Annotated in this window: 24 protein-coding genes; 11 read left to right on the forward strand and 13 right to left on the reverse strand. The window is 31.8% G+C overall.

The window, feature by feature from the left end; all coding sequences use genetic code 11:
- Positions 1–45 precede the first annotated feature (45 nt).
- The gene (locus A9D35_RS02710) at positions 46–462 is read left to right on the forward strand and encodes a DM13 domain-containing protein (protein ID WP_066218653.1); all 417 of its coding nucleotides are present in this window, start codon (positions 46–48) and stop codon (positions 460–462) included.
- A 5-nt stretch (positions 463–467) separates the two neighbouring features.
- On the opposite strand, the gene A9D35_RS02715 is transcribed toward A9D35_RS02710, so the two are convergent.
- Positions 468–851, reverse strand: coding sequence for a YchJ family protein (locus A9D35_RS02715; protein ID WP_066218656.1), 384 nt, complete (start codon positions 849–851; stop codon positions 468–470).
- A gap of 4 nt (positions 852–855) precedes the next feature.
- Positions 856–1,017, reverse strand: a complete 162-nt coding sequence (locus A9D35_RS18755; RefSeq protein ID WP_162841018.1) for a hypothetical protein — start codon at positions 1,015–1,017, stop codon at positions 856–858.
- A gap of 135 nt (positions 1,018–1,152) precedes the next feature.
- Between A9D35_RS18755 and A9D35_RS02720 the strand changes: the two genes are divergently transcribed.
- Entirely contained in the window at positions 1,153–1,809 is a 657-nt protein-coding gene (locus A9D35_RS02720; RefSeq protein ID WP_083191593.1) for an HAD family hydrolase, read from the forward strand.
- Between the two features lie 8 nt (positions 1,810–1,817).
- On the opposite strand, the gene A9D35_RS02725 is transcribed toward A9D35_RS02720, so the two are convergent.
- Both A9D35_RS02725 and A9D35_RS02730 read right to left on the reverse strand, forming a co-directional pair.
- Positions 1,818–2,543, reverse strand: a complete 726-nt coding sequence (locus tag A9D35_RS02725) for a GH25 family lysozyme (protein WP_159427035.1) — start codon at positions 2,541–2,543, stop codon at positions 1,818–1,820.
- Between the two features lie 299 nt (positions 2,544–2,842).
- Positions 2,843–4,726, reverse strand: coding sequence for a T9SS type A sorting domain-containing protein (locus tag A9D35_RS02730; RefSeq protein WP_066218664.1), 1,884 nt, complete (start codon positions 4,724–4,726; stop codon positions 2,843–2,845).
- A 147-nt stretch (positions 4,727–4,873) separates the two neighbouring features.
- On the opposite strand from A9D35_RS02730, the gene A9D35_RS02735 reads away from it, so the two are divergent.
- Positions 4,874–7,315, forward strand: coding sequence for an ATP-binding protein (locus tag A9D35_RS02735; protein WP_066218666.1), 2,442 nt, complete (start codon positions 4,874–4,876; stop codon positions 7,313–7,315).
- Here the strand turns inward: A9D35_RS02735 and A9D35_RS02740 are convergent.
- The 5 genes from A9D35_RS02740 to A9D35_RS02760 all read right to left on the reverse strand — a co-directional run bounded on the left by A9D35_RS02740 (position 7,305) and on the right by A9D35_RS02760 (position 10,790).
- The gene (locus A9D35_RS02740) at positions 7,305–8,651 is read right to left on the reverse strand and encodes a sigma-54-dependent transcriptional regulator (RefSeq protein ID WP_066218670.1); all 1,347 of its coding nucleotides are present in this window, start codon (positions 8,649–8,651) and stop codon (positions 7,305–7,307) included. The genes A9D35_RS02735 and A9D35_RS02740 overlap by 11 nt on opposite strands.
- A 98-nt stretch (positions 8,652–8,749) precedes the next feature.
- Positions 8,750–9,061 (reverse strand): hypothetical protein, encoded by a 312-nt coding sequence (locus A9D35_RS02745; protein ID WP_066218673.1) that lies wholly within the window; start codon positions 9,059–9,061, stop codon positions 8,750–8,752.
- Between the two features lie 56 nt (positions 9,062–9,117).
- On the reverse strand, positions 9,118–9,414 hold the full coding sequence (locus A9D35_RS02750; RefSeq protein ID WP_066218676.1) for a hypothetical protein: 297 nt from the start codon (positions 9,412–9,414) through the stop codon (positions 9,118–9,120).
- 46 nt (positions 9,415–9,460) lie between these two features.
- A complete protein-coding gene (locus A9D35_RS02755; protein ID WP_066218679.1) occupies positions 9,461–9,763 on the reverse strand; it encodes a hypothetical protein in 303 nt (100 codons plus the stop codon).
- 487 nt (positions 9,764–10,250) lie between these two features.
- Positions 10,251–10,790 (reverse strand): acyl-CoA thioesterase, encoded by a 540-nt coding sequence (locus tag A9D35_RS02760; RefSeq protein ID WP_066218682.1) that lies wholly within the window; start codon positions 10,788–10,790, stop codon positions 10,251–10,253.
- Positions 10,791–11,201: 411 nt separating this feature from the next.
- Between A9D35_RS02760 and A9D35_RS02765 the strand changes: the two genes are divergently transcribed.
- Positions 11,202–12,080, forward strand: coding sequence for a DUF808 domain-containing protein (locus tag A9D35_RS02765; RefSeq protein ID WP_066218685.1), 879 nt, complete (start codon positions 11,202–11,204; stop codon positions 12,078–12,080).
- A gap of 37 nt (positions 12,081–12,117) precedes the next feature.
- Here the strand turns inward: A9D35_RS02765 and trhA are convergent, their stop codons facing one another.
- Both trhA and A9D35_RS02775 read right to left on the reverse strand, forming a co-directional pair.
- Entirely contained in the window at positions 12,118–12,744 is a 627-nt protein-coding gene (trhA, locus tag A9D35_RS02770) for a PAQR family membrane homeostasis protein TrhA (protein WP_066218687.1), read from the reverse strand.
- A complete protein-coding gene (locus A9D35_RS02775; RefSeq protein ID WP_066218690.1) occupies positions 12,741–13,424 on the reverse strand; it encodes a DUF4294 domain-containing protein in 684 nt (227 codons plus the stop codon). Before A9D35_RS02775 ends, trhA begins: the two co-directional genes overlap by 4 nt.
- Positions 13,425–13,525: 101 nt before the next feature.
- Here A9D35_RS02775 and A9D35_RS02780 point away from each other — a divergent pair, with 101 nt between their 5' ends.
- Both A9D35_RS02780 and A9D35_RS02785 read left to right on the forward strand, forming a co-directional pair.
- Positions 13,526–14,614 (forward strand): M42 family metallopeptidase, encoded by a 1,089-nt coding sequence (locus A9D35_RS02780; protein ID WP_066218693.1) that lies wholly within the window; start codon positions 13,526–13,528, stop codon positions 14,612–14,614.
- A gap of 167 nt (positions 14,615–14,781) precedes the next feature.
- Positions 14,782–15,339, forward strand: a complete 558-nt coding sequence (locus A9D35_RS02785) for an NUDIX hydrolase (protein ID WP_066218697.1) — start codon at positions 14,782–14,784, stop codon at positions 15,337–15,339.
- Here the strand turns inward: A9D35_RS02785 and A9D35_RS02790 are convergent.
- Positions 15,336–15,959 carry a hypothetical protein gene (locus tag A9D35_RS02790; RefSeq protein WP_066218699.1) on the reverse strand — a complete coding sequence of 208 codons (624 nt, stop codon included), beginning with the start codon at positions 15,957–15,959 and terminating at the stop codon, positions 15,336–15,338. The two genes, A9D35_RS02785 and A9D35_RS02790, sit on opposite strands and share 4 nt — an antisense overlap.
- Positions 15,960–16,172: 213 nt before the next feature.
- Positions 16,173–17,156 (reverse strand): helix-turn-helix transcriptional regulator, encoded by a 984-nt coding sequence (locus A9D35_RS02795; RefSeq protein ID WP_066218702.1) that lies wholly within the window; start codon positions 17,154–17,156, stop codon positions 16,173–16,175.
- Positions 17,157–17,241: 85 nt separating this feature from the next.
- Here A9D35_RS02795 and A9D35_RS02800 point away from each other — a divergent pair, with 85 nt between their 5' ends.
- From A9D35_RS02800 to A9D35_RS02820, 5 genes are all read left to right on the forward strand, one after another.
- On the forward strand, positions 17,242–18,507 hold the full coding sequence (locus A9D35_RS02800; RefSeq protein ID WP_066218708.1) for a flippase: 1,266 nt from the start codon (positions 17,242–17,244) through the stop codon (positions 18,505–18,507).
- On the forward strand, positions 18,504–19,172 hold the full coding sequence (locus A9D35_RS02805) for a PrsW family intramembrane metalloprotease (RefSeq protein ID WP_066218711.1): 669 nt from the start codon (positions 18,504–18,506) through the stop codon (positions 19,170–19,172). The genes A9D35_RS02800 and A9D35_RS02805 overlap by 4 nt, the downstream gene beginning before the upstream one ends.
- Before the next feature lie 43 nt (positions 19,173–19,215).
- Positions 19,216–21,132, forward strand: coding sequence for a DUF294 nucleotidyltransferase-like domain-containing protein (locus tag A9D35_RS02810; RefSeq protein ID WP_066225723.1), 1,917 nt, complete (start codon positions 19,216–19,218; stop codon positions 21,130–21,132).
- Positions 21,132–21,800, forward strand: a complete 669-nt coding sequence (locus tag A9D35_RS02815; protein ID WP_066218713.1) for a 3'-5' exonuclease — start codon at positions 21,132–21,134, stop codon at positions 21,798–21,800. Before A9D35_RS02810 ends, A9D35_RS02815 begins: the two co-directional genes overlap by 1 nt.
- A gap of 65 nt (positions 21,801–21,865) precedes the next feature.
- Complete coding sequence (locus A9D35_RS02820) at positions 21,866–22,351, forward strand: acyl-CoA carboxylase biotin carboxyl carrier protein subunit (protein WP_066218714.1); 486 nt, start codon at positions 21,866–21,868, stop codon at positions 22,349–22,351.
- Positions 22,352–22,359 lie beyond the last annotated feature (8 nt).

Below are 22,359 nucleotides of genomic sequence, written 5' to 3' on the forward strand. Positions count from 1 at the left end.
AATTCCCTTTTTTTCGACTTAAAGTTGTAACCAACCACCACCATTATGAAACTAAAACTATTTCCATTTTTTATTTTAGTCCTATGTTTATCTTTTAGTAGTTGCTCGTCTAGCGATGATGACTCCTCGAATACAGATGAAACCGAACAACCAGACGATACTCCATTTGCAAAAGGTGATTTTGTTAGTGTTGCTCATCCAACTACAGGAACTGCAACGGTAAATCATGACAAATCGGAGTTACAGCTTACAAGTTTTAAAACAGATAGCGGACCTTTATTAGAATTATATCTTACCACTGCTTTAGATGCAGAAGACTTTATTTCGCTTGGAGTGCTTAAAGGTATAAATGGCGATTACACCTATAGTATACCTGAAAACACAGATTTAAGTAAGTATAAATATGTTATTGTTTGGTGTGTAGATTTTTCAGTAAATTTTGGATATGCAATTTTAGAATAGTACGACTACAAAGCATCGATATAATACCAGCAATCATTTTCTTTAACAAAATGGGAGTTTTCATGAATCATATCTAGGGCACCATGGTCCTGAAAAATGGCTTTAAACTCAACCGTTCCTTCTGTATCTGTTGGTAAGCCTTTTTTCGTGTTTATAATAACTAATTTTATCCACTCTACAGATTTAGCCCACTTAACTATGGCTTTTTTTTCTGAAATTGGGCGTGTACTTTTATGGTGACTTTTCATTAAATAATCACCATTTGCAAGTACAAAAGCTGTGTATCTTGAGCGCATTAATGCTTCTGCCGTTTTTACTTGTAGTAAATCGTCATGGGCTATTTTACAACAATTTTGGTAAGTTTTTTCACTTCCACAAGGACATATCATAAACTTATTTGGTATTTATCTGTTGGTCTTGAGACTTCTTAACTATGGCTTGTAACCGTTCTTTACGTAACGCTTTATCAGACCGTTCTTTATTCTTTTTACGATCCATTAATTTAGAATGTTTCGCTTTATTCTTCGTGTTTTTCTCTTTCCCTTTTTTTGCCATATTTCCGGAATTTCAATTCAAAATTACAATTTTAATTCCTCGTGAGTTTCTTTAATTCAATTAAATCACTCATTTTTTAAACCTATAATAACTTATAAGCTAAAATGCTTTTATATCTTCGCAAACAAAAAAATTATGCTAAAAGCTGTTTTGTTCGACATGGATGGTGTGATCGTTAATACAGAACCCTTACACTACAAGGCGTATTACGAAATGTTTAAATCTGTAGGGATTGAAGTACCGCTAGAACATTATCAATCGTATACAGGCCGTTCTACAATAAGTACTTGTCGTGGTATTTGCGAACATTTTAATTTATCGCAAGATCCTGAAGAATTGGTGCAATTAAAACGTAAGGCTTTTAGACTTCTTTTTAAAAATGATCCTGAATTAGATTTACTACCTGGTGTTCTCGATTTAATTAAAAACTATCATGAACATGGAATCACATTGGTTTTAGCATCTTCGGCATCACAAATTACAATTCATGATGTATTTACCCGATTCGATTTAGATCAATATTTTAAAGGTCGAATTTCTGGTGCCGATTTGGAAGCCTCGAAACCACATCCTGAAATTTTTGAACGCGCTGCCGAAATCGCAGGTTTTGCCCCTTCAGAATGTATGGTTATAGAAGATTCTACTAGTGGAATAAAAGCTGCCCATGCAGCAGGAATTTATTGTGTTGCTTATAAAAGTCCGCATTCTAAAAATCAAAATTACACCTTAGCAAATAAAGTGATTTCAGATTTTAAAGACATTACTTTCGACAATATTAAAGACGTATTCTAAGATTGTTTTTACTTAATTAACAACGATTTTAGCTCGGGATAGGTGCCTTTAAAAATATTTAAGTCGATATAGCCATCTACCCCTTCTATCTGACCTTGTTCTGTAAATTGCCAAATGCTCCAAGGTTTAGTAAAAGGTTCGGAATAGTTGCCATAATTAGCAATCCAAACTGGATATTTATCAAATTCTGGTGTATTTAAATGTTTTCTATAAAAATGATCTCCCGTATAAATTATAGGGGTAACACCATAATGCAATTCAATATCGTCTAACCATTTTTTAATACCGAGTTTTAAATTTTCTACAGTTTGTATGGTAGATAAATTTTCTATATCTAAAATTGGAGGAAAGTCGCCAGGTTTAAGATCTACATGCTCCTTAAACTGTTTTGCCTGACTTAAAGAATGCTGATTAGGCCTATAATAATGATATGCACCACGGATAACTTGTTTGCTTTTTATGGTTTCCCAACGGGTGATGTAGGTGCTATCTAAACCATCTATCCCCATAGTTGCTCTTATAATTATAAAAGCAATAGGAATACTATCGTTAATGTAATTTACATGTTCCCAATCAATAGTGCCTTGGTAATGTGATAAATCTACACCATATAAAGCTCTTGGATAACGCTTAAAGATGGATTCGTTTTTAGAATCGGCAGTACTTGCATCTTGACTTAGCCTATAATATAAAATACTTAGATCGATCCTAAAATAATATATAGCAAAAAACATCACGCAGCTGCATGCTATAATTACATATAAAACAACCCTTTTTCGCGTCATAAATGCAAAGCTAATATTTAAATATGACTAAAAAAAGACACATGGAAAATACCATGTGTCTAAATTGTATTACTGTTTAGTAATACCCCTAATTAACTAATAGCTCTTACAAATGTAATCTATACTAAATTAATAGACTTAACGATTTAACACTTTTTTTTAAACTTTTTTTAATTAATTGAGAATCACTTGTTTTGTTTATCAATTTTTTAGCTAAAGGTTTAATTTTTTAAAAATTTATATTAAAATTACATTTTTATTATCCGTTTAGACAACTCCCCTTCACTTGTATATATTTTTATAACATACATACCTGCGGAAATATGAGATAAGTCGATGTAATCGCTTGGATTACTTATTTGCTTTACTTCTTTTCCTAATACATTATAGAATTGTAATTCTTGAATTTCTACATTCGAATTAGTTTTAATTCTCAGTACATTCTCAATTACGGGATTAGGATACAGCTCTATAACTTTTTCTAAATGGGTTTCATCAACACTAAGTTTTTCTTTAAACTCCAAAGTTATCGTTTCGCCTATCCATTTAAAATTTTCAATATTAGAATCATAAACCTCATAATTATAAGCACCATTATCCTCAAGCATAGCATTTGTTATTACATAAGAGTTATTTACAGCGCCATCTATGGCATTGCCATCCTTAAACCATTGAAATGATTGAACGCGTCTGGAATCTTTATCTTGCTCAACAAATAATGTGAAATCGCTTCCTAATAAAGCTTCCTCATAACTTGGTACATTTCGACTAAATTGAGGGCTGTAATAATAATGACTTTTCCACATAGATTGGTAGGCTTCAAATTGATCTGAAAAATCGCTCGCTAAAAAATAATTATTACTAATATTTAAGAATACCAATTTAGGTAATTCAGAAAAATCTGGTAACTTACCATAAAACTCATTATAAGAAACATCAAGAAACGCAATCTCCTTGAAGTCTCGTATATATTCAGGTACGGTACCTGTTAAGTGATTATCATACAACCAAAACCCTCTTAATTTAGTTAGATTTTTAAAACTTTCAGGAATTTCTCCGGTAAAATTATTTTCTTCAAAACTAACAACTTTAAGTTCTGTTAAATTCCCAATCTCTTCGGGCAAGGTACCTTCTATAGCATTTCCCCATACTATAAGCCACTCGAGTTCTTTAAAAACACCAATATCTGCTGGTAAGGTTCCGGTTAAATTATTATAAACAAAATCTAATTCTACAACTTTATTTCCGGATACTTTTACTCCAAACCAATTTCTAACAGGTTCATCTGTTAACCAATTCGTATTATTAAGCCAGGAATCCCCATTCGTAGCCTTGTAAAACTCAATTAAGGCATTTTTTTCTGTATCAGACACAGCTCCATAAATTTCTTTATTTCGTGATATAAAAAATAATTCTGGAAAATTTTCACTTGAAGCTTTACAAACATAGATATCAAAATCATTATCTGTTAAACTCGAAATTCTATAGTCTTTGTTCGTTTCATTTTCGATGATTTCATCTGTCCCATCAAGATATTTTAATCTGCTCCTGTACCATTGATACGTTATATTAGTACCTTCTATATTTGGCATTGTTAAGATATATTCATTTCCCAAAACACCTTCAATAGATTCCACCTCTCCCACATATTGCGGTGAAAATTTAAAGGTTTCAAGGGTGGAATTATTTTTATAATGTACTTCTATATCATTAGAGCTATAATTATTTTCAATGATAACTAACTGAGTCAGGGAAGCCATTTCTGAAAAATCGATTAAAGTCCCGGAAAGATTATTACCTGTTAAATCTAAAATTTTTAGATATGATAAAGTTTTTAAAGATTCAGGTAAAGTTCCTGTAAGATTGCGCTGATATAAATTAATAGATACAATATGATCATCCTCTACAGTAACCCCAGACCAAGTATCGACAGGTTCATCACTTAACCAATTTTTGTTATAAGACCAAGAGTCTCCCCCTGTTGCATTATACAAGTCTATTAAAACTTGTTTTTCCTCATCTGGAACAGAAAGTAATAAACTTTTATCGACAGCATCAGGACTGTTAAATCGAGCATGTACATCTATTGAAATAGACAACATTAATACTAAAAATAGCGTAATTTTTTTCATAGTAAATGGTTTTAATTAATAGTTATTAAAATTACAGTCTCTTTCTATTTATGGAAATACCCGAATTTGGGTATATTCTTAACTTCAACTTAATCGAAAAACAACTACATTACGTTAATTCCATCACTATTTTACTAATTTTACCATATGGAAACATCGAAACGAAAAATCACGATTAAAGTAATCATTGGCTATATTATATTAGCCATTGTTGCAGTAACAACCACCTTTTTGGTTTTTTCGGAAATTAAAAATTTCATGAATTTAAAGCGTGAAGATGTTAGCGATAGAAATAAAGTTATTAATGTAGGAAACTTAATTGCAGATATATACGAAAACGAAAGCGTAGCAAGGGCAGCCATACAAAGCGGGTCTCAAGAACAATTTAAAATTTACATCTCTAAAAACACCCAACTTAATAACGACATTGATAGTTTAAAAATTAAGTTAGACAACACCCACCAAGCACAATTATTAGACAGTGTAAAACAACTTATTGCGGTAAAGTTTGAAAATATTAAAGCTCTTAAACGAATTAAAGAAGATGATTTATCTGAGCGGTCTATAGAAAATGCGTTACAAAAAATTAACTCTATTGAAAGTTCTATTGGGCGATTAACTATTGAAGATTTTGCCGAAGATCCTAATGCTTTAAACCCACAAGTTAAAAAATCGGTTGAAGAATATATTGCCATACTTAATAAATACCGCCCAAAAGACGAAGACGAAAACATAAGTCAGAAGCGTTTAGATTCTATTGTAATTGCTGCTAGAGACATGCTAAAGCAAGTAAAAAAGGATGCTTTAACACAAAAAAACAATCTATCTACCCGAGAGAATTCTATTTTGATTAACGATTTAAATGTATCGCAAAGTTTAAGAAAACTCCTTTTTAATCTTGAACATGAAATTGTAGAATATTCTAAAACCATAAATGAAGAACGCGAACAAGCCTTAGACCGCAGTACAAAAATTTTAAGCCTTGCAACCATAATTGGTACCCTATTAATCATTTTATTTTCCTTTATCATTTTAAATGATTTCTGGAAAAGTCAGAAATACCGAAAAGATTTAGAAAAAGCAAATGCTTTTACCTCTTCCCTACTTCAAAGTCGCGAGCAATTAATTTCTATGGTAAGTCACGATTTAAGAACACCACTCAGCACCGTAACCGGTTACAGCGATTTATTGGCTAAAATTACAAGCGATAGTAAATCGAAATACTATATAGATCGCATTACAAAAGCTTCTAAATACATGAAAAACCTGGTTGATGATTTACTGGAGTTTTCGAAACTAGAACGTGGAAATATTAATATAGAAAACATTCCGTTTTTATTAAATCCGATTATAGATGAAGTGGTTGTAAGTGTACAATCTGTATACCCAAATAAGGATATTAAATTACGAGTAGAGCGTACCACAAATATCGAAAAATCTATCCTAGGCGATCCATTTAGAGTGCGTCAAATTTTATATAATTTGGTTGGAAATGCCTATAAATTCACTGAATCTGGAGAAATTAAAATTGAAACCATAAGCTTTAAAAATACAGAGAGAAAACAACTTCTTCAGATTCGAGTATCCGATACCGGTATTGGAATTCCTACCGAAAAACAATCTATTATTTTTGAAGAATTCACCCAAATTGAAGGTGAAAACGAAAAGAAATATGATGGATTTGGTTTGGGTTTAACCATATCTAAAAAATTAGCAAATTTACTTGGCGGGGAATTATCTTTTATAAGTGAAGAGCAAAAAGGGAGTACATTTATTTTCACGTTTCCTGTAGTGTATAGTGTTAAACCTATTGCCAAATTAAAACCTAAAAGAGAAACCATAGCACCAAACCTTCATGTTATAGTTGTAGATGACGATGCCTCGTTAAGACAACTTTTAACAGATATTCTTCAAGACAAAAACCTAAAAGTTACGGCGTTTGAAACTGCAAAAAAAGCCTTAAAAGGCATGAAAAAATTAACTTACGATTTAGTTATTACAGATATCCAATTACCAAAAATGAATGGTTTTCACTTTATGGAAACCTTAAAAAAATCCTCCTTTTACAATAATCAACCTATTATTGCATCTACAGGAAGAAAGGGTTTAAAAGGTAATGTATATAAAGAAAGTGGTTTCGACGATATAATATTTAAACCTTATGGTGTAGACGAACTTATGAAAACACTGAGTAAATGGTTGCCTAGTGTAGAGTTAAAATCAACAACACCGCAGGCACCTACTACTATTCAGAAATTTAAACATTTTAATATTGCTCCTATCAGTACGTTTTTAAATAACGATATCGAATCGTTAAAAGACACCTTACAATTGTTTTTAAACGAAACCGAAAGTAATTTAGAAACTTTAGAATCTGGAGTGCATTCAAAAAACTTGGAAGTAATACAAGCTACAAGTCATAAAATGCTTACTATGTTTAAGCAATTAGAAATTAAAAGTGTTATCCCGTATTTAACCTATCTCGATACGTTAAAAGATATAAACGACGAGCACTTACTTACTAATTTTGAAAATCTTAAAGCAAAAACACAAGAAACCATTTTAGAAATGGAAGAATTTATAGACTAATATTATATTCTTTAATCTTATTATACAGCGTTTTTCGGGTAACATTTAACAGTTTAGCCGCAAGCGTTTTGTTGTTATTCGCTTGTTCTAAAGCTCTAATTATTAAATCTTTTTCGTTGTCTTTGGTCGAAAAACTCTTAGAAGGCAAAGGTGATTCCTCCGCACTTGGGCCTTGTGTTAATTCTATGGGTAATACACTGCGCTCTATTAAATCGCCAGTTGTTAATAAGGTTGCTCGTTTTATAACATTCCCGAATTCTCTTAAATTCCCTGGCCAAGAATAATTCTGAAAAATTTTAAGCACTTCGTCCGAAAACCCAATCACATTCTTATTTAAAGAGCTATTGGCTTTTTCAAGAAAGTAATCTGCAAAAATAATAAGATCGTCTTTGCGCTCGTTTAAATTTGGAATTTTAATAGTGAATTCGTTTAAACGATGGTATAAATCTTCGCGAAATTGTCCTTTTTCTACCGCTTTCAACAGATCTTCGTTGGTTGCCGTTATTAATCTAATATCAACCTCAATTTCTTCGCTACTTCCTATGGGCTTTATACGACGCTCCTGTAAAGCGCGAAGCAGTTGAATCTGATTTTCGTAAGACAAATTACCAACTTCATCTAAAAATAAAGTCCCATAATTAGCCGATTCAAAATGTCCTTTTTTATCGGTTATAGCACCTGTAAACGATCCTTTTTTATGTCCAAAAAACTCACTTGAAGCAATTTCTTTGGGAATGGCACCACAATCTACAGCCACAAAAGGTTTATTTTTTCTTAAACTTAATTTATGAATAGATTTTGCAACCACTTCTTTTCCTGTTCCACTTTCGCCTGTTATTAAAACAGACATATCTGTGGGACCAACAAGCTGTACGTATTCATTTAATTTTTTTGAAGTAGAACTAATTCCTTTTACAAATTCGGTATTGTCATCGGTTACCTTTTTCTGAGTCACTTCAGGCTGACTACTTTTAGTTGTAGTGTTCAGGGCATTGTTTATTACATGTAAAACTTCGTCCTGATTAAAAGGTTTCGAAATGTAATCTATAGCGCCTTGTTTCATGGCTTTTACAGCAGTAGAAACTTCTGCATATCCCGTCATTAAAATAACAGGTGTTTTCTCCTTATGCTTTTTTACGATACTTAACAACTCTAAACCATCACCGTCAGGTAATCTTAAATCGGTAAAGATTAAATCGAATTCTTCTTTTAATATAATGGTTTTAGCTTCTTCGAAACCGTAACTTATAGATACATTATAATGGTGCTTCTCTAAAAAGCGTTTAAGCATATTTGAAAATGCAACATCATCTTCTATTAAAAGGATTGACTTCATATGGTGTTTAAGAAAGGACTTTTAAGTTTAGGGTAAAATTAAGCAAAAAAAGAGGGCGTTTAAATAAAACACCCTCTTTTCTGGATATGAAATTGAAATTATTTATTAATCCAATCTCCGGTTTCGGTTGTAAAAACGGTTTCTATAACCCCATTTACACTAAGTACTAATTTATATTCCTTAGCATCATTTATATAGGCTTTAGAAACCGTCGTGTTGTTAAATCTTTCTGCAACAGCCTCTGTAATTGCTATTGGTAAATCTTGTAACTCCACTTCGTTATATGCCGCTTCATATTCATTTTGTAACTCCATAACGAGATCTCTTTCGCTATGCGTAAATTGAAATACCGAAGCAGAAATAGAAATACTTCCTAAAACTAACGCAGATGCAATAATTATCTTTTTCATAGAATTATTTCCCTTTCATATTTCGTACTAAAAACTAATGGTTAATTGGCTTTTTACTATTTTTTAATCCATTCTCCACTAGCGTTAGCGTAAACAGTTTCCATGGCGCCATCTAATTCAAGCTCCAATTTATACTCTTTTTCATCATTTACATAAGCTTTAGTAATTGTAGCTCCTGCAAAATCGTTAGACACCGCATCTGTAACAGCTTTTGGTACTTCGCTAACTTTAATTTCTTTGAAGTTTTCATTTACACGAACCTCGTTGCCGTGTTGTATTAATGCAACTGGTGTTGCTGCACAAAATGTTAAACTTCCTAATACAATTGCTGATGTTAAAAATAACTTTTTCATAATTTTAAATTTTAATTAATTTATATTCTGGTTACTCTAATAAGTCTTATTTATTTATCCAATGGCCATTTTCGTCTGTATAAACAATCTCAATGGCATCGTTTAAATTAAGTTCTAACTTATATTCTTTTAATTCGTTCATATATGCTTTCGCTAATGTGTCTTCACCAAAGTTTTTAACTATTGCAGCTAAAATTGAATCTGGTAAATCGTGATTTGCGATACGTGTAAAATCTTCTTGAAAAACAATATCCATAATACCATCATGAAAAAACATGGTTTGCGGAGTTGCTGCATGAGAGGAAACTCCTCCTAATGCTAATGCCGATGCTAATACTATATGTCTCATTTTATTATGTTTTAATTGTTCTAAATAACTGTTCTGCCTAATTATAAGAAATAAACATGCCATGCTAACTAATATTCAACTAAATACATTTAATTTATTCAATTTCAATTACTTACAATTATTTATAATTTTATTTAGAATAAAACACTTTGTAAAAACTGTGTAAAACAGCTGTTTAACCTGTGAAAAAATTACACACTACTTACCCACATATCTATGGTAAAATATTTAATAGGGCGTTATTAGGAATAGAAAACCTTTAAAATATCTGGAGATATAAGTATTAAGGTTTATGAAGAAAATAGTATGCATAAAAAAAGCTGTCCGAAAAATATTTAAGTCCGTTATCGTGATTTTTTTTCAGAATCTCATCACTTAAATCGTGACATATCAGATCCTAAATCAACATGCACGACTGTAGTCGGCAGTTATGGTAGACGGAAACTTTACTTTTTGAACAGCTCTTGTATGGTTTTAAATTGCGTAGTTACAATTCTATTTTTGCATTATGCTCTGCAATTTCATCAATGTAGTTGGCTACCACGAAATCTTCGGCTTTAAAGTTTTCACTTCGCTTTTTAGCTTGTTTTTGTCGTTTTATACTTCTGGCAAATCGTCGTATACTATCTTCTGTATCTAAAATAAGACCTGGTACAGGAATACTTTTATACTCTTTATCTTTTGCAACCATCGTAAAGTAAGACGAGTTGCAATGTTTAATAATACCTGTATGTATATCTTCAGATTCAACACGTAAGCCTACAACCATTGAAGTTCGCCCTGTATAATTTACCGATGCTTTTAAAGTTACTAATTCGCCAACTGCAATGGAATTTAAAAAATCGACTTTATTAACAGAAGCGGTAACCGAATAATGTTCGGAGTGTTTTGAAGCACAAGCAAACGCGATTTGATCCATCAAATTTAAAATAAATCCACCATGAATATTTCCTCTAAAATTAGAATGTGAGGGTAACATTAATTGGGTCATTGTTATTTGCGATTCTTCAATACGTTTAAATTTCATAATTCTTTTTTTGTAAAATATTAACGTTTAAATGTAATTATTTTTCTTTTACGGTTAAACTTCTTTAATAATTACTATGAAATTCAACGAATTATTACTCATTTACTGATAATTAATTAATATTAATTCCCAAAATATAGAATCAATCAAATAAATAATGAAGTTTTTATTAATTCCAAAATGTCTAAGCAAGCACAGATCGTTTTTAATTCCTGAGAAATTAGACTATTCAACTGTATAATTTACATAAGGCTCAAAACTTAGTTTTATAACATTTTTTTCGATTGCGTTATCGCTTATTTCAGAAAGGTTTTATTTTTAGGACACTTTTAAATTCTAGTATTTACATTTGTACAAGATTTTTTTGATTGTGTATAAATTGATAATTTTATAAACACTAAACTTAAATTAATGGCTTCAGGTTTTTTTGCATTATTAGACGATATCGCTGCGCTTATGGACGATGTAGCAACCATGGGTAAATTGGCTACTAAAAAAACAGCTGGAATATTAGGCGACGATTTAGCAGTAAATGCGGAAAAAGCTTCCGGATTTGTGTCGTCTAGAGAAATTCCTGTATTGTGGGCCATTACCAAAGGTTCGCTAAAAAATAAACTAGTTATTCTGCCTTTTGCCTTCTTATTAAGTGCCTTCTTACCCATAGCCATTCCTATAATTTTAACCTTAGGAGGTTTGTATTTAGCCTATGAAGGTGCCGAAAAAATTTATGAATATTTTGTACCTCACAAACATGGCCATGCAGAAGAGGTTATTAAAGCTACCACCGAAGCGGATATTTTAAAACTTGAAAAAGAAAAAATAAAAGCCGCCATTGTTACCGATTTTATATTATCTGTAGAAATTGTTATTATTGCTTTAGGCTCTGTAGTTGGACAAACCTTACCCACACAAATTATTGTAGTATCTATTGTAGCGTTAATTGCAACCATAGGCGTTTATGGTATTGTAGCTTTAATTGTTAGAATGGACGATTTCGGATTAAAACTTATTAATTTAAACGAAGCGGAAAATAGTTTCTCAGATAAAGTGGGGCGTCTATTAGTAAATGCCTTGCCATGGGTTATTAAAGGACTTGGGTTTGTAGGAACCATTGCTTTGTTGTTAGTTTCTGGAGGGATTTTCATGCATAACCTTCCGTATTTACACGACTTATTACACCATTGGCCAAGCCTAATAGCAGAATTATTTCTAGGAATAGTTATCGGGTTTATAGTGTTACTTTTTATAGAACTTTTTAAAAAACTAAAACCTAAAAAAGCTGAACATTAAAGGAGATTTTTTGATAATTAATAGCACTTAAAAACTGTTAAATAACATAAAGAAATATCATTAAAAAATGACTTATGGCTCCTGCCAAAACAAATAAATGCCAGATGACGTGGTTAAAAGGAATTTTATGAATCGCATAAAAAATAATTCCTACAGTATAAAATAATCCGCCAGCAATTAATAAATACACCCCACGATCTCCAATAACCTGAGCTAAATTAGAAAAGTCGAAAATAATAAGCCATCCCATAACTAAATACAACACCGTAGAGAAAACCTCGAATTTTCCTGTAAAAAATAATTTTAAAACCAGTCCGAAAGCAGCAATACCCCACACGATAAAAAACAAATTCCAACCTAAACTTTTGTTTAAAGCAATAAGTAATACGGGGGAATAAGTTCCTGCTATTAATAGGTAAATACTAATATGGTCTACTATTCGTAAATAATGTTTTTGATGTTCTTTAGTCACATAATGATATAAAGCTGATGCCGAAAATAACACTATATTAGAGATACCGTACACCACGACACTAAAGGTACTCCATGCGTTTTGAGGTTCGCTATAATATAACAATAAGCCTAACCCTAACACGCCTAAAAGTGCCCCAAAAGCATGTGTTAAGGTATTTAATTTTTCTTCAAAAGGACTTTGGACTCTCATGGTTTTGTAGATGCTAAGCGTTTAGACCATTTCGCTACAGCGGCATAAAAATCGAAATCTAAAACCGAATTTTGTCGTTTTAATTTTCCGTTCTGAAAACTACGTTGTAAAATATCTTCAATAAAATAATCTTCCTTAGACTCCATCGGATCAAATTCCTCCTTAAGCGAAATATCGAAGATTCTCGCCGTATTATTAAACCAAAAAGCACGCCAACCACTTCGTAATTCTTTTATTAAATCGAAGGTCGTTATTCCTGTTTGCCTATGAATTAGTTTAACCAAAATTTGCCCTTCGGTACGAGTTAGTTTTTTTAATTCTTCGGTAAATTCTTCTTCTAAATATCGCTGAACTTGTTTGGTGTACCGCTTTTTATCTCGGTTAGATTCTAAATGATCTAATCTCGATTTTAATTCTTGCAAGCGTTCTGCAGCCAGTTTAGCATAAGGATAAACTTTAAGCGTTTTTCTTCGTAAAATTAAATATTGTATGTGTTCTTTTCTATCTATGAAATCGATTTTAGTTAAAATCATAACTTCATCTAAATCAATCGATTTTCTAGGGATCGAATCGCCTTCAATAATTATAAAATGATCCTGAATACTATCTAGCTCCTTCTCATCTATTTGAGCGAAGCTAAAAAGCGGTATTAGTAACAAAAAGTACAGTAGGATTTTCATAAAAAAGTAGAAGCCAAAAACTATTCCAAAATTAATAATTTACACTGCTTAAAACATTAAAATCTTATTAATATTATTATTTTTATGCAAAACTTTTTTAAATGGCAAAACAGAGTATATTAAATAAAAAATCGTTAGACTTTCTAGAATCCTATTTAAATAATGCGGCACCGACAGGTTACGAATGGACCGGACAAAAATTGTGGATGGACTATTTAAAACCTTATGTAGATGAATTTATTACAGATACCTATGGTACGGCCGTTGGTGTTATAAATCCAGATGCGCCTTATAAAGTTGTAATTGAAGGTCATGCCGATGAAATCTCTTGGTATGTAAATTATATTTCGGATAACGGATTGATTTATGTTATTCGAAATGGTGGTAGTGACCATCAGATTGCTCCTAGTAAATTGGTAAATATTCATACTAAAAATGGTATTGTAAAAGGTGTTTTTGGATGGCCAGCCATTCATACACGAGATAAATCTAAGGAAGAACCACCAAAACCGGATAATATTACCATTGACGTTGGTGCAAAAGATAAAGCCGAAGTAGAAAAAATGGGCGTTCATGTGGGGTGCGTTATTACCTATCCCGACGAATTTCATATTTTAAATGGCGATAAATTTGTGTGTCGAGCACTCGATAATAGAATGGGTGGGTTTATGATTGCCGAAGTGGCGCGTTTACTTCATGAAAACAAAAAGAAACTCCCTTTCGGGTTATATATCACTAATTCTGTACAAGAGGAAATTGGACTTCGTGGTGCCGAAATGATTACGCAAACCATTAAACCTAATGTTGCTATAGTTACCGACGTAACCCACGATACCACAACCCCAATGATAGAGCCAAAATCGCAAGGTTTGGCAGAAATAGGTAGTGGTCCGGTAATAGCTTATGCTCCCGCGGTTCAACAAAAATTAAGAGACTTAATTACAGAAACTGCCGAAGCCAATAAAATTCCGTTTCAGCGTGCGGCATTATCCCGTGCAACAGGAACAGATACAGATGCCTTTGCCTATAGCAATGGCGGTGTAGCTTCAGCCTTAATATCTTTACCATTACGATATATGCATACTACGGTAGAAATGGTACATCGCGACGATGTTGAAAATGTAATAAAGCTAATCTACGAATCGCTTCTTAAAATTGAAGAAGGTGAAACGTTTAGTTATTTTAAATAATTAATTGAGGCTGTCTAAAAAGTATTAAAATACGGTATTCTGAATTTATTTCAGAATCTCTTCTCATTGATAAACAAATATGTGAGAATCTGAATCGGCTTGCCTGTGGGCAAACAAGATTTCAGGTTGATTTTTATTCAACTTTTTAGACAGTTTTTTTATACACTATGGACGAACTTATAGATATAGTTACCAAAACAGGGGAACCTACAGGACAAGCGGTTAAGAAATCGGTGATTCATAGCGAAGGCCACTACCATAATACAGCACACCTTTGGTTGTATACATCTTCTGGCAACATTTTATTAGCCCAACGCAGTTATAAAAAAGCTATTTGTCCTGGCATGTGGGATGTTTCTGTTGCTGGTCATGTAGATGCTGGTGAAACCATTGAAACTGCCGCATTACGAGAAACTCAAGAAGAGCTCGGACTTACACTTACAGAACAGGAGTTACATAAAATAGGAGTTTTTAATTGCTTTCAATCTTACGATACTGGTATAGTTGACAATGAATTCCATCATACCTATATCGCGGAACTTAAAACAAATATTTCAGAATTAACACCTCAAGCCGAGGAAGTTGAGGCCTTGCAGCTAGTTAGTTTTGAAACCTTTAAATCACTATTGGCCAATAGTGAACATAATGACTATTTTGTACCGTCTAACCGTGCGTATTACGAAGAGGTATTAATACATATATCGAAACAACTTGATACTAATTAAGGCAGAAAATAGGTTTCTACTTTATTATCTAATTTAATCATATTCGTCATTCTTCTAGAAGTATCTAACTTTTCAATTTCGACATAGGACTTTAATTCTGTTTTTATATTATGGGTTTTAACACCAATCCAAACAGAAATTATTAAAGTAAAAATTAGATCAAAAATTAAAAATTCTCCTTTGGTTAAAACTACAGCTATACCTAAAAGCATCCATATAAACCCTAAAACAAAAAGATCTGTAGTTAATTCGTCAACAATTTTATTGGAAATAGCATTCATTTTAGCTTGCATTATAAAAGTGTTCAATTTCACAGGTACCTTAAACTCTTGTTCAAATTTAGAGACATATTCATCTTTAAAATAATCTTCAGAGCGTTCTAGCCATCGTTCCTTTCTTGTTGCATCGGAATGCCAAAATTGAATAGTTTCTAGCCAAATTTGAAAAAAGCCTACTTCATTTTCTATAAATTTTAATTGGGTCCAGGTGTAAAATTGAGGAACCTGATAACTTGGTTTAAGAGTCAATTCTGCATACAGAATATCAGCATCCTCCTGACTGTATAAAACTGTAGAATAACCAATACTAAAAAGTAAAATTAATATTAAATAATGCTTCATTTAACTATGTGAATTTTACTTTTTTATGGTTATAGGTTTATATTGATATTAAAAATACTACTCGAAATTCACTTAAGAATTTGAGTAATACCTGAAATAAAATTTCAATTAATTAAGAATCAAAAGTATACCTGAAACAGACAAAACCTGTCCATTTAAAAATTAATTGTAAGAATTTTAAAGAAAGAAGATGTACTAAATAAAAGACGTAAATTACTTATAATACATAAGCATATTTTCTAGGTAGAGTTTAATTTCTTCTACAACAAAAGCGGGAGACACTATTTTAACCCAACGGTTATACTTTAAAATTTGCATAAAAAACTCGTAATTCGGTTCTAAAAATACTTTTATTTCTCCCCAAATGCGTTCGTTATTATAATCTAAATCTTGAGTATTTATATCTTTTGGTAATGACACATTGACTTGCGAATGATGCAAAGGGTTACTTTCTAAATATTTAAAGTGATGATTTGCCACCTTTAAATGTATCCAAACTGGTTTTAAATTTGCTTTTAAAATACCTATAGAATCTTTAAAATACTCCGCTTCATTAAAGGATTCTGGTAGTTTGGCTTCTCTATTGGTTATAAATAAACCATTTATCCGACTATCTAAACAAAAGGCATATATACCAATTTCTGAATTGTACCCCATTAAATACCAAGCATCATTTATTTCCTTAATATGTAAGGGCTGAACTATTGTTTTAATATTTTGAAATCTATTATCATCATACCAGCCTTTATAATCTACTTCTATAAGATACTTACATTCTATAGCATTAATTAATGCTACCATATCTATTAACGGACTTAAAGAAGTACGAGACATGGTTACAAATTGCTTCCAAGCATGCGCATGATGATTCAATAAATACAGTTCAGTTTTTTCGAAGATATCTTTTAATTCATCTGTAATAACCAAATCTTTATCTAAAATGTAATATCCTTGATGCCGTTTATGCCTTATATAAATTTTTGTAAAAGCTTTAATAGCTTTAATATCTCGAGTAATTGTTTTACGGCTATTAAAATCTAATTTTTCGTAAAGTGAATCTTCTTTATTTAGTTCAACAATGTGTTGAAGTGCGCGCTGTAATTCCTCGAACGTGACATATGGTCTAGACAGGCCATATAATTCTGGATTTTTAATGATTCGTAATACATAATAGCGTCGTAAGAATTCTGGAGTCATAAATTTGCTTTACAAAAAACTTTAAAAATAATAAACATCTAGTTAAACCCACTTCATTTTCTATATTTGAGTTTTATTTTTAACTATGCATAGTGCTTTTAGCAAAAAAGATCTAAATTCTACGTTTTGGTTTACCTCCGAAAAAATAATTCATTTTATTTTTTCAATATTGATTATCCCTAAAATATTTAATACCATAGGGACTATAGATATGGGACGTCTAAAATTTGTAGAGGCAAGCTTAGGTATGTTCACTCCTATTTTTTTCTTAGGTCTATCTACCATCTGTATTCGGGAAATGGTTACCAACCCTAAGCTAAAAGAAAAAATAATTAGTTCTGCCCTTATTATGCGTCTAATTAGCTGGTTTGTTATGGGAGTAGGATTAATTTTATACGCCTATTTTTCTGCACAACATGCATTATCTACCATTTACTTTATTATTCTATTAAGTTATTTATTTAGAATAACCGATGTGTTTGAATGGTATTTTATTGTATCTAAACAAGCTAAATATATATTTCTATGTAAAACCATTAGCTTACTAATTATATTTAGTTTACAATATTATGGTCTTAAACATCAATTTGGTGTTATTTTTTACGCCTTTACTTTAGCCTTAGACTATTTGTGCCAAGGCTTGCTATATTACTATTTTTTAAAGTCAAACCGGGGTTCGTTTATAAACAAGTGGCATCCATCTTTTACTTTGGGTAAAAAGCTAATAAAGGAGGCTTTTCCATTAATTCTTTCTAATGCTTTAGTCATGGTTTATATTGGTATAGACGAAATGTTTCTAAAATATTATTTAAACGACCATGCAGTTGGTATTTTTGGAAGTGTTCAGTTTTTAGTTATTGGCTTAAGTTGGACTATTGGTTTTGCAATTATTAATGCCCTATACCCTTCTTTAGCCGAATCGTACCACAAGAATAAAAACACCTATTATAAAAAATTTAGACAATTAAATGCCATGCTCATTATCTTAGGTATAGGTATTGGTTTATTCTATACATTTTATGGAAACATCATTTTAAATACCTGTTTTACAAGGCAATACACAGAAGCGAATACTCCCTTAAGAATTTTCTGTTGGGCTCCGCTATTTGTTTTTTTTGGTATGTTATACGAAAAACATCTGTTAACTATAAGTGCTTTAAACCATGAAGTGTACCGCTTTGCTTTAGGCTGTATTTTAAATGTTATTTTGTGTTATATTTTAATTCCTATATATCAAATTAATGGTGCAGCATTAGCCGTTTTAATAAGTCATTTTACTATTAATGTAATTTACCCTCTAACCCACCAAATTCTGAAACCTGTACCAAAACTTATATTTAATAAATCATGAATCTTCTCCTTCTCGCCCTTGCTCCTATTATCGTAATTATTGTATACATTTATTGTAAGGACAAATACGAAAAAGAACCCAAATTATTTTTGTTTTATAATTTTCTTTTAGGGGCTTTTGTTAGTGTATTTATTACCACTATTATTTCGTTACTATTCAATTTTACACTGCCTTTTAATGAACCCAATGTTGTGCATCAATTTTTAAAAGCCTTTTTTGTAGTTGGTTTTACAGAAGAATTTAGCAAATATATAATTGTAAGATACGTAGCGCAACCAAACAAGGAGTTTAACGAACCGTTCGACGGCATTGTGTATGCCATAATGGTTTCTATGGGTTTCGCAGCTTCCGAAAACATACTTTATGTACTTCAAGGAGGCTTCCAAACCGGACTTGTACGTGCCTTTACTGCTGTTCCGGCGCATGCTGTTTTCGCCATATTAATGGGCTATTTTATGGGTAAAGCAAAGTTTTCAAACCAAAGAATAAAGTACAATTTAACAGGCTTAGGCTTAGCTATTTTATTTCACGGTGGGTACGATTTTTTCCTTTTTATCGATTTTATACCAGGAGTTTGGGTAGGTGCCTTTATTTCTTTAGGCCTAGGTTTTATATTGGCAAGAAAAGCAATAAAAAAACATCAAGAGAAATCATATTTTAAATAATAGTGCTATCTTTATTCTACGAAAATTACACTACATGTATCCAATGAAGAATACGATAGCAGAGCGCGTTGCTGACTTTATAAAAAACTTTCCTCCCTTCGATTTACTCGATAAAGCCCAATTATTAGACATATCTAAAGAAGTAAAAATCAAATACTTAGACAAGGAGAATGTTATTTATAATGTGAACGATCCGTTGCACGATCAGTTCTACATGATATACAAAGGGGCCGTTAAACTGAAAAAATATATCAATGAAAAATTGGAAACAATTGATCAGTTTGATGAAGGTGATGTCTTCGGATTGCGCCCATTATTCGCAAAAGAGAACTATGCCATAACTTCTATAACAGAAGAAGAGACCATTTTATACTGTATTCCTATAGACATGTTCCATCAGTTTATAGATCATAATAAAGAGGTTCGTAAATATTTGATAGAGAGTTTTGCATCGAATACAGAAAACCCATTTTCTAACGAATTTCAAAAAAAATTATTAGAAGATGATGTAAAATTAGATTTCTCGAAGGATATGTTCGAGATGCAACCTGTTCGATTAATAAAGAATGTAGTCACGACCAAGCAAACATCTAGTATAAAAGATGCTGCAAAATTAATGTCTAAAAATAATGTAGGATCTATAATTATTGAAGACAAAGAATGCCCAATAGGGATTATTACAGATAAAGATTTACGTCTGCATGTGGCTACCGGAAACTATTCTATAGATGATGAAGTTTCTAAAATAATGATTCATCCTGTTATGTGTTATAAGAAAAATATAACCATTGCCCAAGCGCAAATAACCATGATGAAACATAAAATTAATCAAATTGTGGTTACCAAAGACGGAACACCAAATTCAAAAATATTAGGAGTCTTCTCAGAGCACGATATTATTGTAATGAAAGGTACCAACCCGTCGGTATTAATGAAAGCCATAAAACGTTCTAATTCTACAAAAGATTTAAAACGAATTCGCGAAAAAATCATGATGTTGTTAGAAGGCTATGTCGATCAGAACATTCCGCTTACACATATTAATAATATTATATTCGAATTAAATGATGCTACTATAAAACGTGTTATAGAGCGTTGTATAGAAAAAATGGGACAAGCACCTCCAGTAAAATTTGCTTGGATGTCTATAGGTAGTCAAGGTAGAAAAGAACAACTATTACACACCGACCAAGACAATGCCATTATTTTTGAAAACACAGACGATGATCACTTAGAGGAAGTAAGAACCTATTTCTTAACACTCGCAAAAAAGGTGAATAAACGTTTAAAAACTATAGGATTTGAGTATTGCCCAGGCGAAATGATGGCGAAAAACCCTAAGTATTGTTTAAGTTTAGACGAATGGGAAAATCAATTCTCGGCTTGGACAAGAGAAACTGGCGACGAGGAATTATTACTTTGTTCAATCTTTTTCGATTTCGATATTACTTACGGAGATCCTAGTCTTACCAATCAATTATCCGATCATGTTTTAGAAATCACAAAAAACAACCTAATTTTTCAATCTAAATTAGGAGCAAGTTCTTTAAGAAGTCCTTCGCCTTTAGGATTCTTCAGACAGTTTTTAGTGGAACAAGATGGCGAACATAAAGATCATTTCGATTTAAAGAAAAGAGCCATCATGCCAATTTCTGATGCTGGACGTTTATTAGCAATACATTATCAAACCAAAAACATTAATAATACTGCCGAACGTTTTGAAAAACTCGCAGAATTAATGCCTGAAGATGAAGAGCTGTATTTATCTTGTGCCTACGCTTCTAAAGCGCTATTAAAATTTAGAACAAAGCATGGCTTACGCCATCATGATAGCGGACGTTTTATCGCTTTAGCCGAATTATCTAAAGAAGAAAAAATGAAATTAAAACGTTGTTTTAAAGCCGTGTCTAAGGTTCAAGAACTTATTAAATTAAAATTTAATCTTAAGAATTTCATTTAATGAAGTGGGGTTTTAATAAAAAAAACAAAACACTTCCAGAGTACTGGTCCCGCTACGAGTCCTTATTTTTAAATCCTCCCAAAAAAACAGATTTAAATACGACAACATTCGTGGTTTTAGATACCGAGACAACAGGATTTAATTACGATAAAGATCGCATATTATGTATTGGTGCCGTAAAGGTGCTTAATGGTTATATTGATGTAAATTCGGCTTTCGAAATCTATATAAAACAAGATTATTTTAACGAAGAAACCATTCAAATTCACGGGATTTTAAAGCATGATAAGCTTCAAACCGTAACCGAAGAAGAAGCGATAATTTTATTTCTAGATTATATTCAAGATGCCATTTTAGTGGCACATCATACCTTTTTCGATTTAACGATGATTAACACAGCCCTTAACAGATTAGGGCTGCCAAATTTAAAAAACAAAGAATTAGACACTATGTCTATCTTTAAAGCCACACGTTTAAAATCTAATATCATAGACCAAAAAAAGCGCTATTCTTTAGACGAGCTCGCCGAATATTACGATATCGATTTAAGCGACCGACACACTGCTTCTGGAGATGCTTTAATTACTGCCATTGCTTTTTTAAGAGCAGTGCACACTTTAGTTAAAACAAAACAATACACCCTAAAGGATCTTTTAAAACTAAAATAACTCTATTCTAAAGGTTACACGTCCACGTCTTATTTATTATATTTACGAGACTAACTATTAGAAATATGAGTAAACCAACCAAAATAACTGTAGACGATTTACATCATTTCGAAATGACTTCAAACGATGTAGATGTACTAGATTGTGTTCAAACTAAAGCCAACCACTACCATATTATAGAAGACCACAAGTCTTTTGATGCAGAGGTTTCCAAATCAGATTTTCAGAATAAATCTTACGATATAACCATCAACAACACCCTATATAAAGTAAAAATTTCTACAGATTTAGATGAACTTATAAAACAAATGGGCTTCGAAATTGGAGCGTCTCAACACATTGACAGTATTAAAGCCCCAATGCCTGGCTTAATTTTAGATCTTCATGTAAAAGTTGGCGACCATATCACTACAAATACGCCCATTCTTATTTTAGAGGCCATGAAAATGGAAAACAGCATTCTTTCTCCTCGTGATGGTGTAGTGAAATCTGTAGCTGTAACCCAAGGCAATACTGTAGATAAAGGAGATTTATTAATCGAATTCGAATAAATTAGCTT

The sequence above is a fragment of the Formosa haliotis genome (assembly GCF_001685485.1).
GTDB classification, from domain to species: Bacteria; Bacteroidota; Bacteroidia; order Flavobacteriales; family Flavobacteriaceae; genus Formosa; species Formosa haliotis.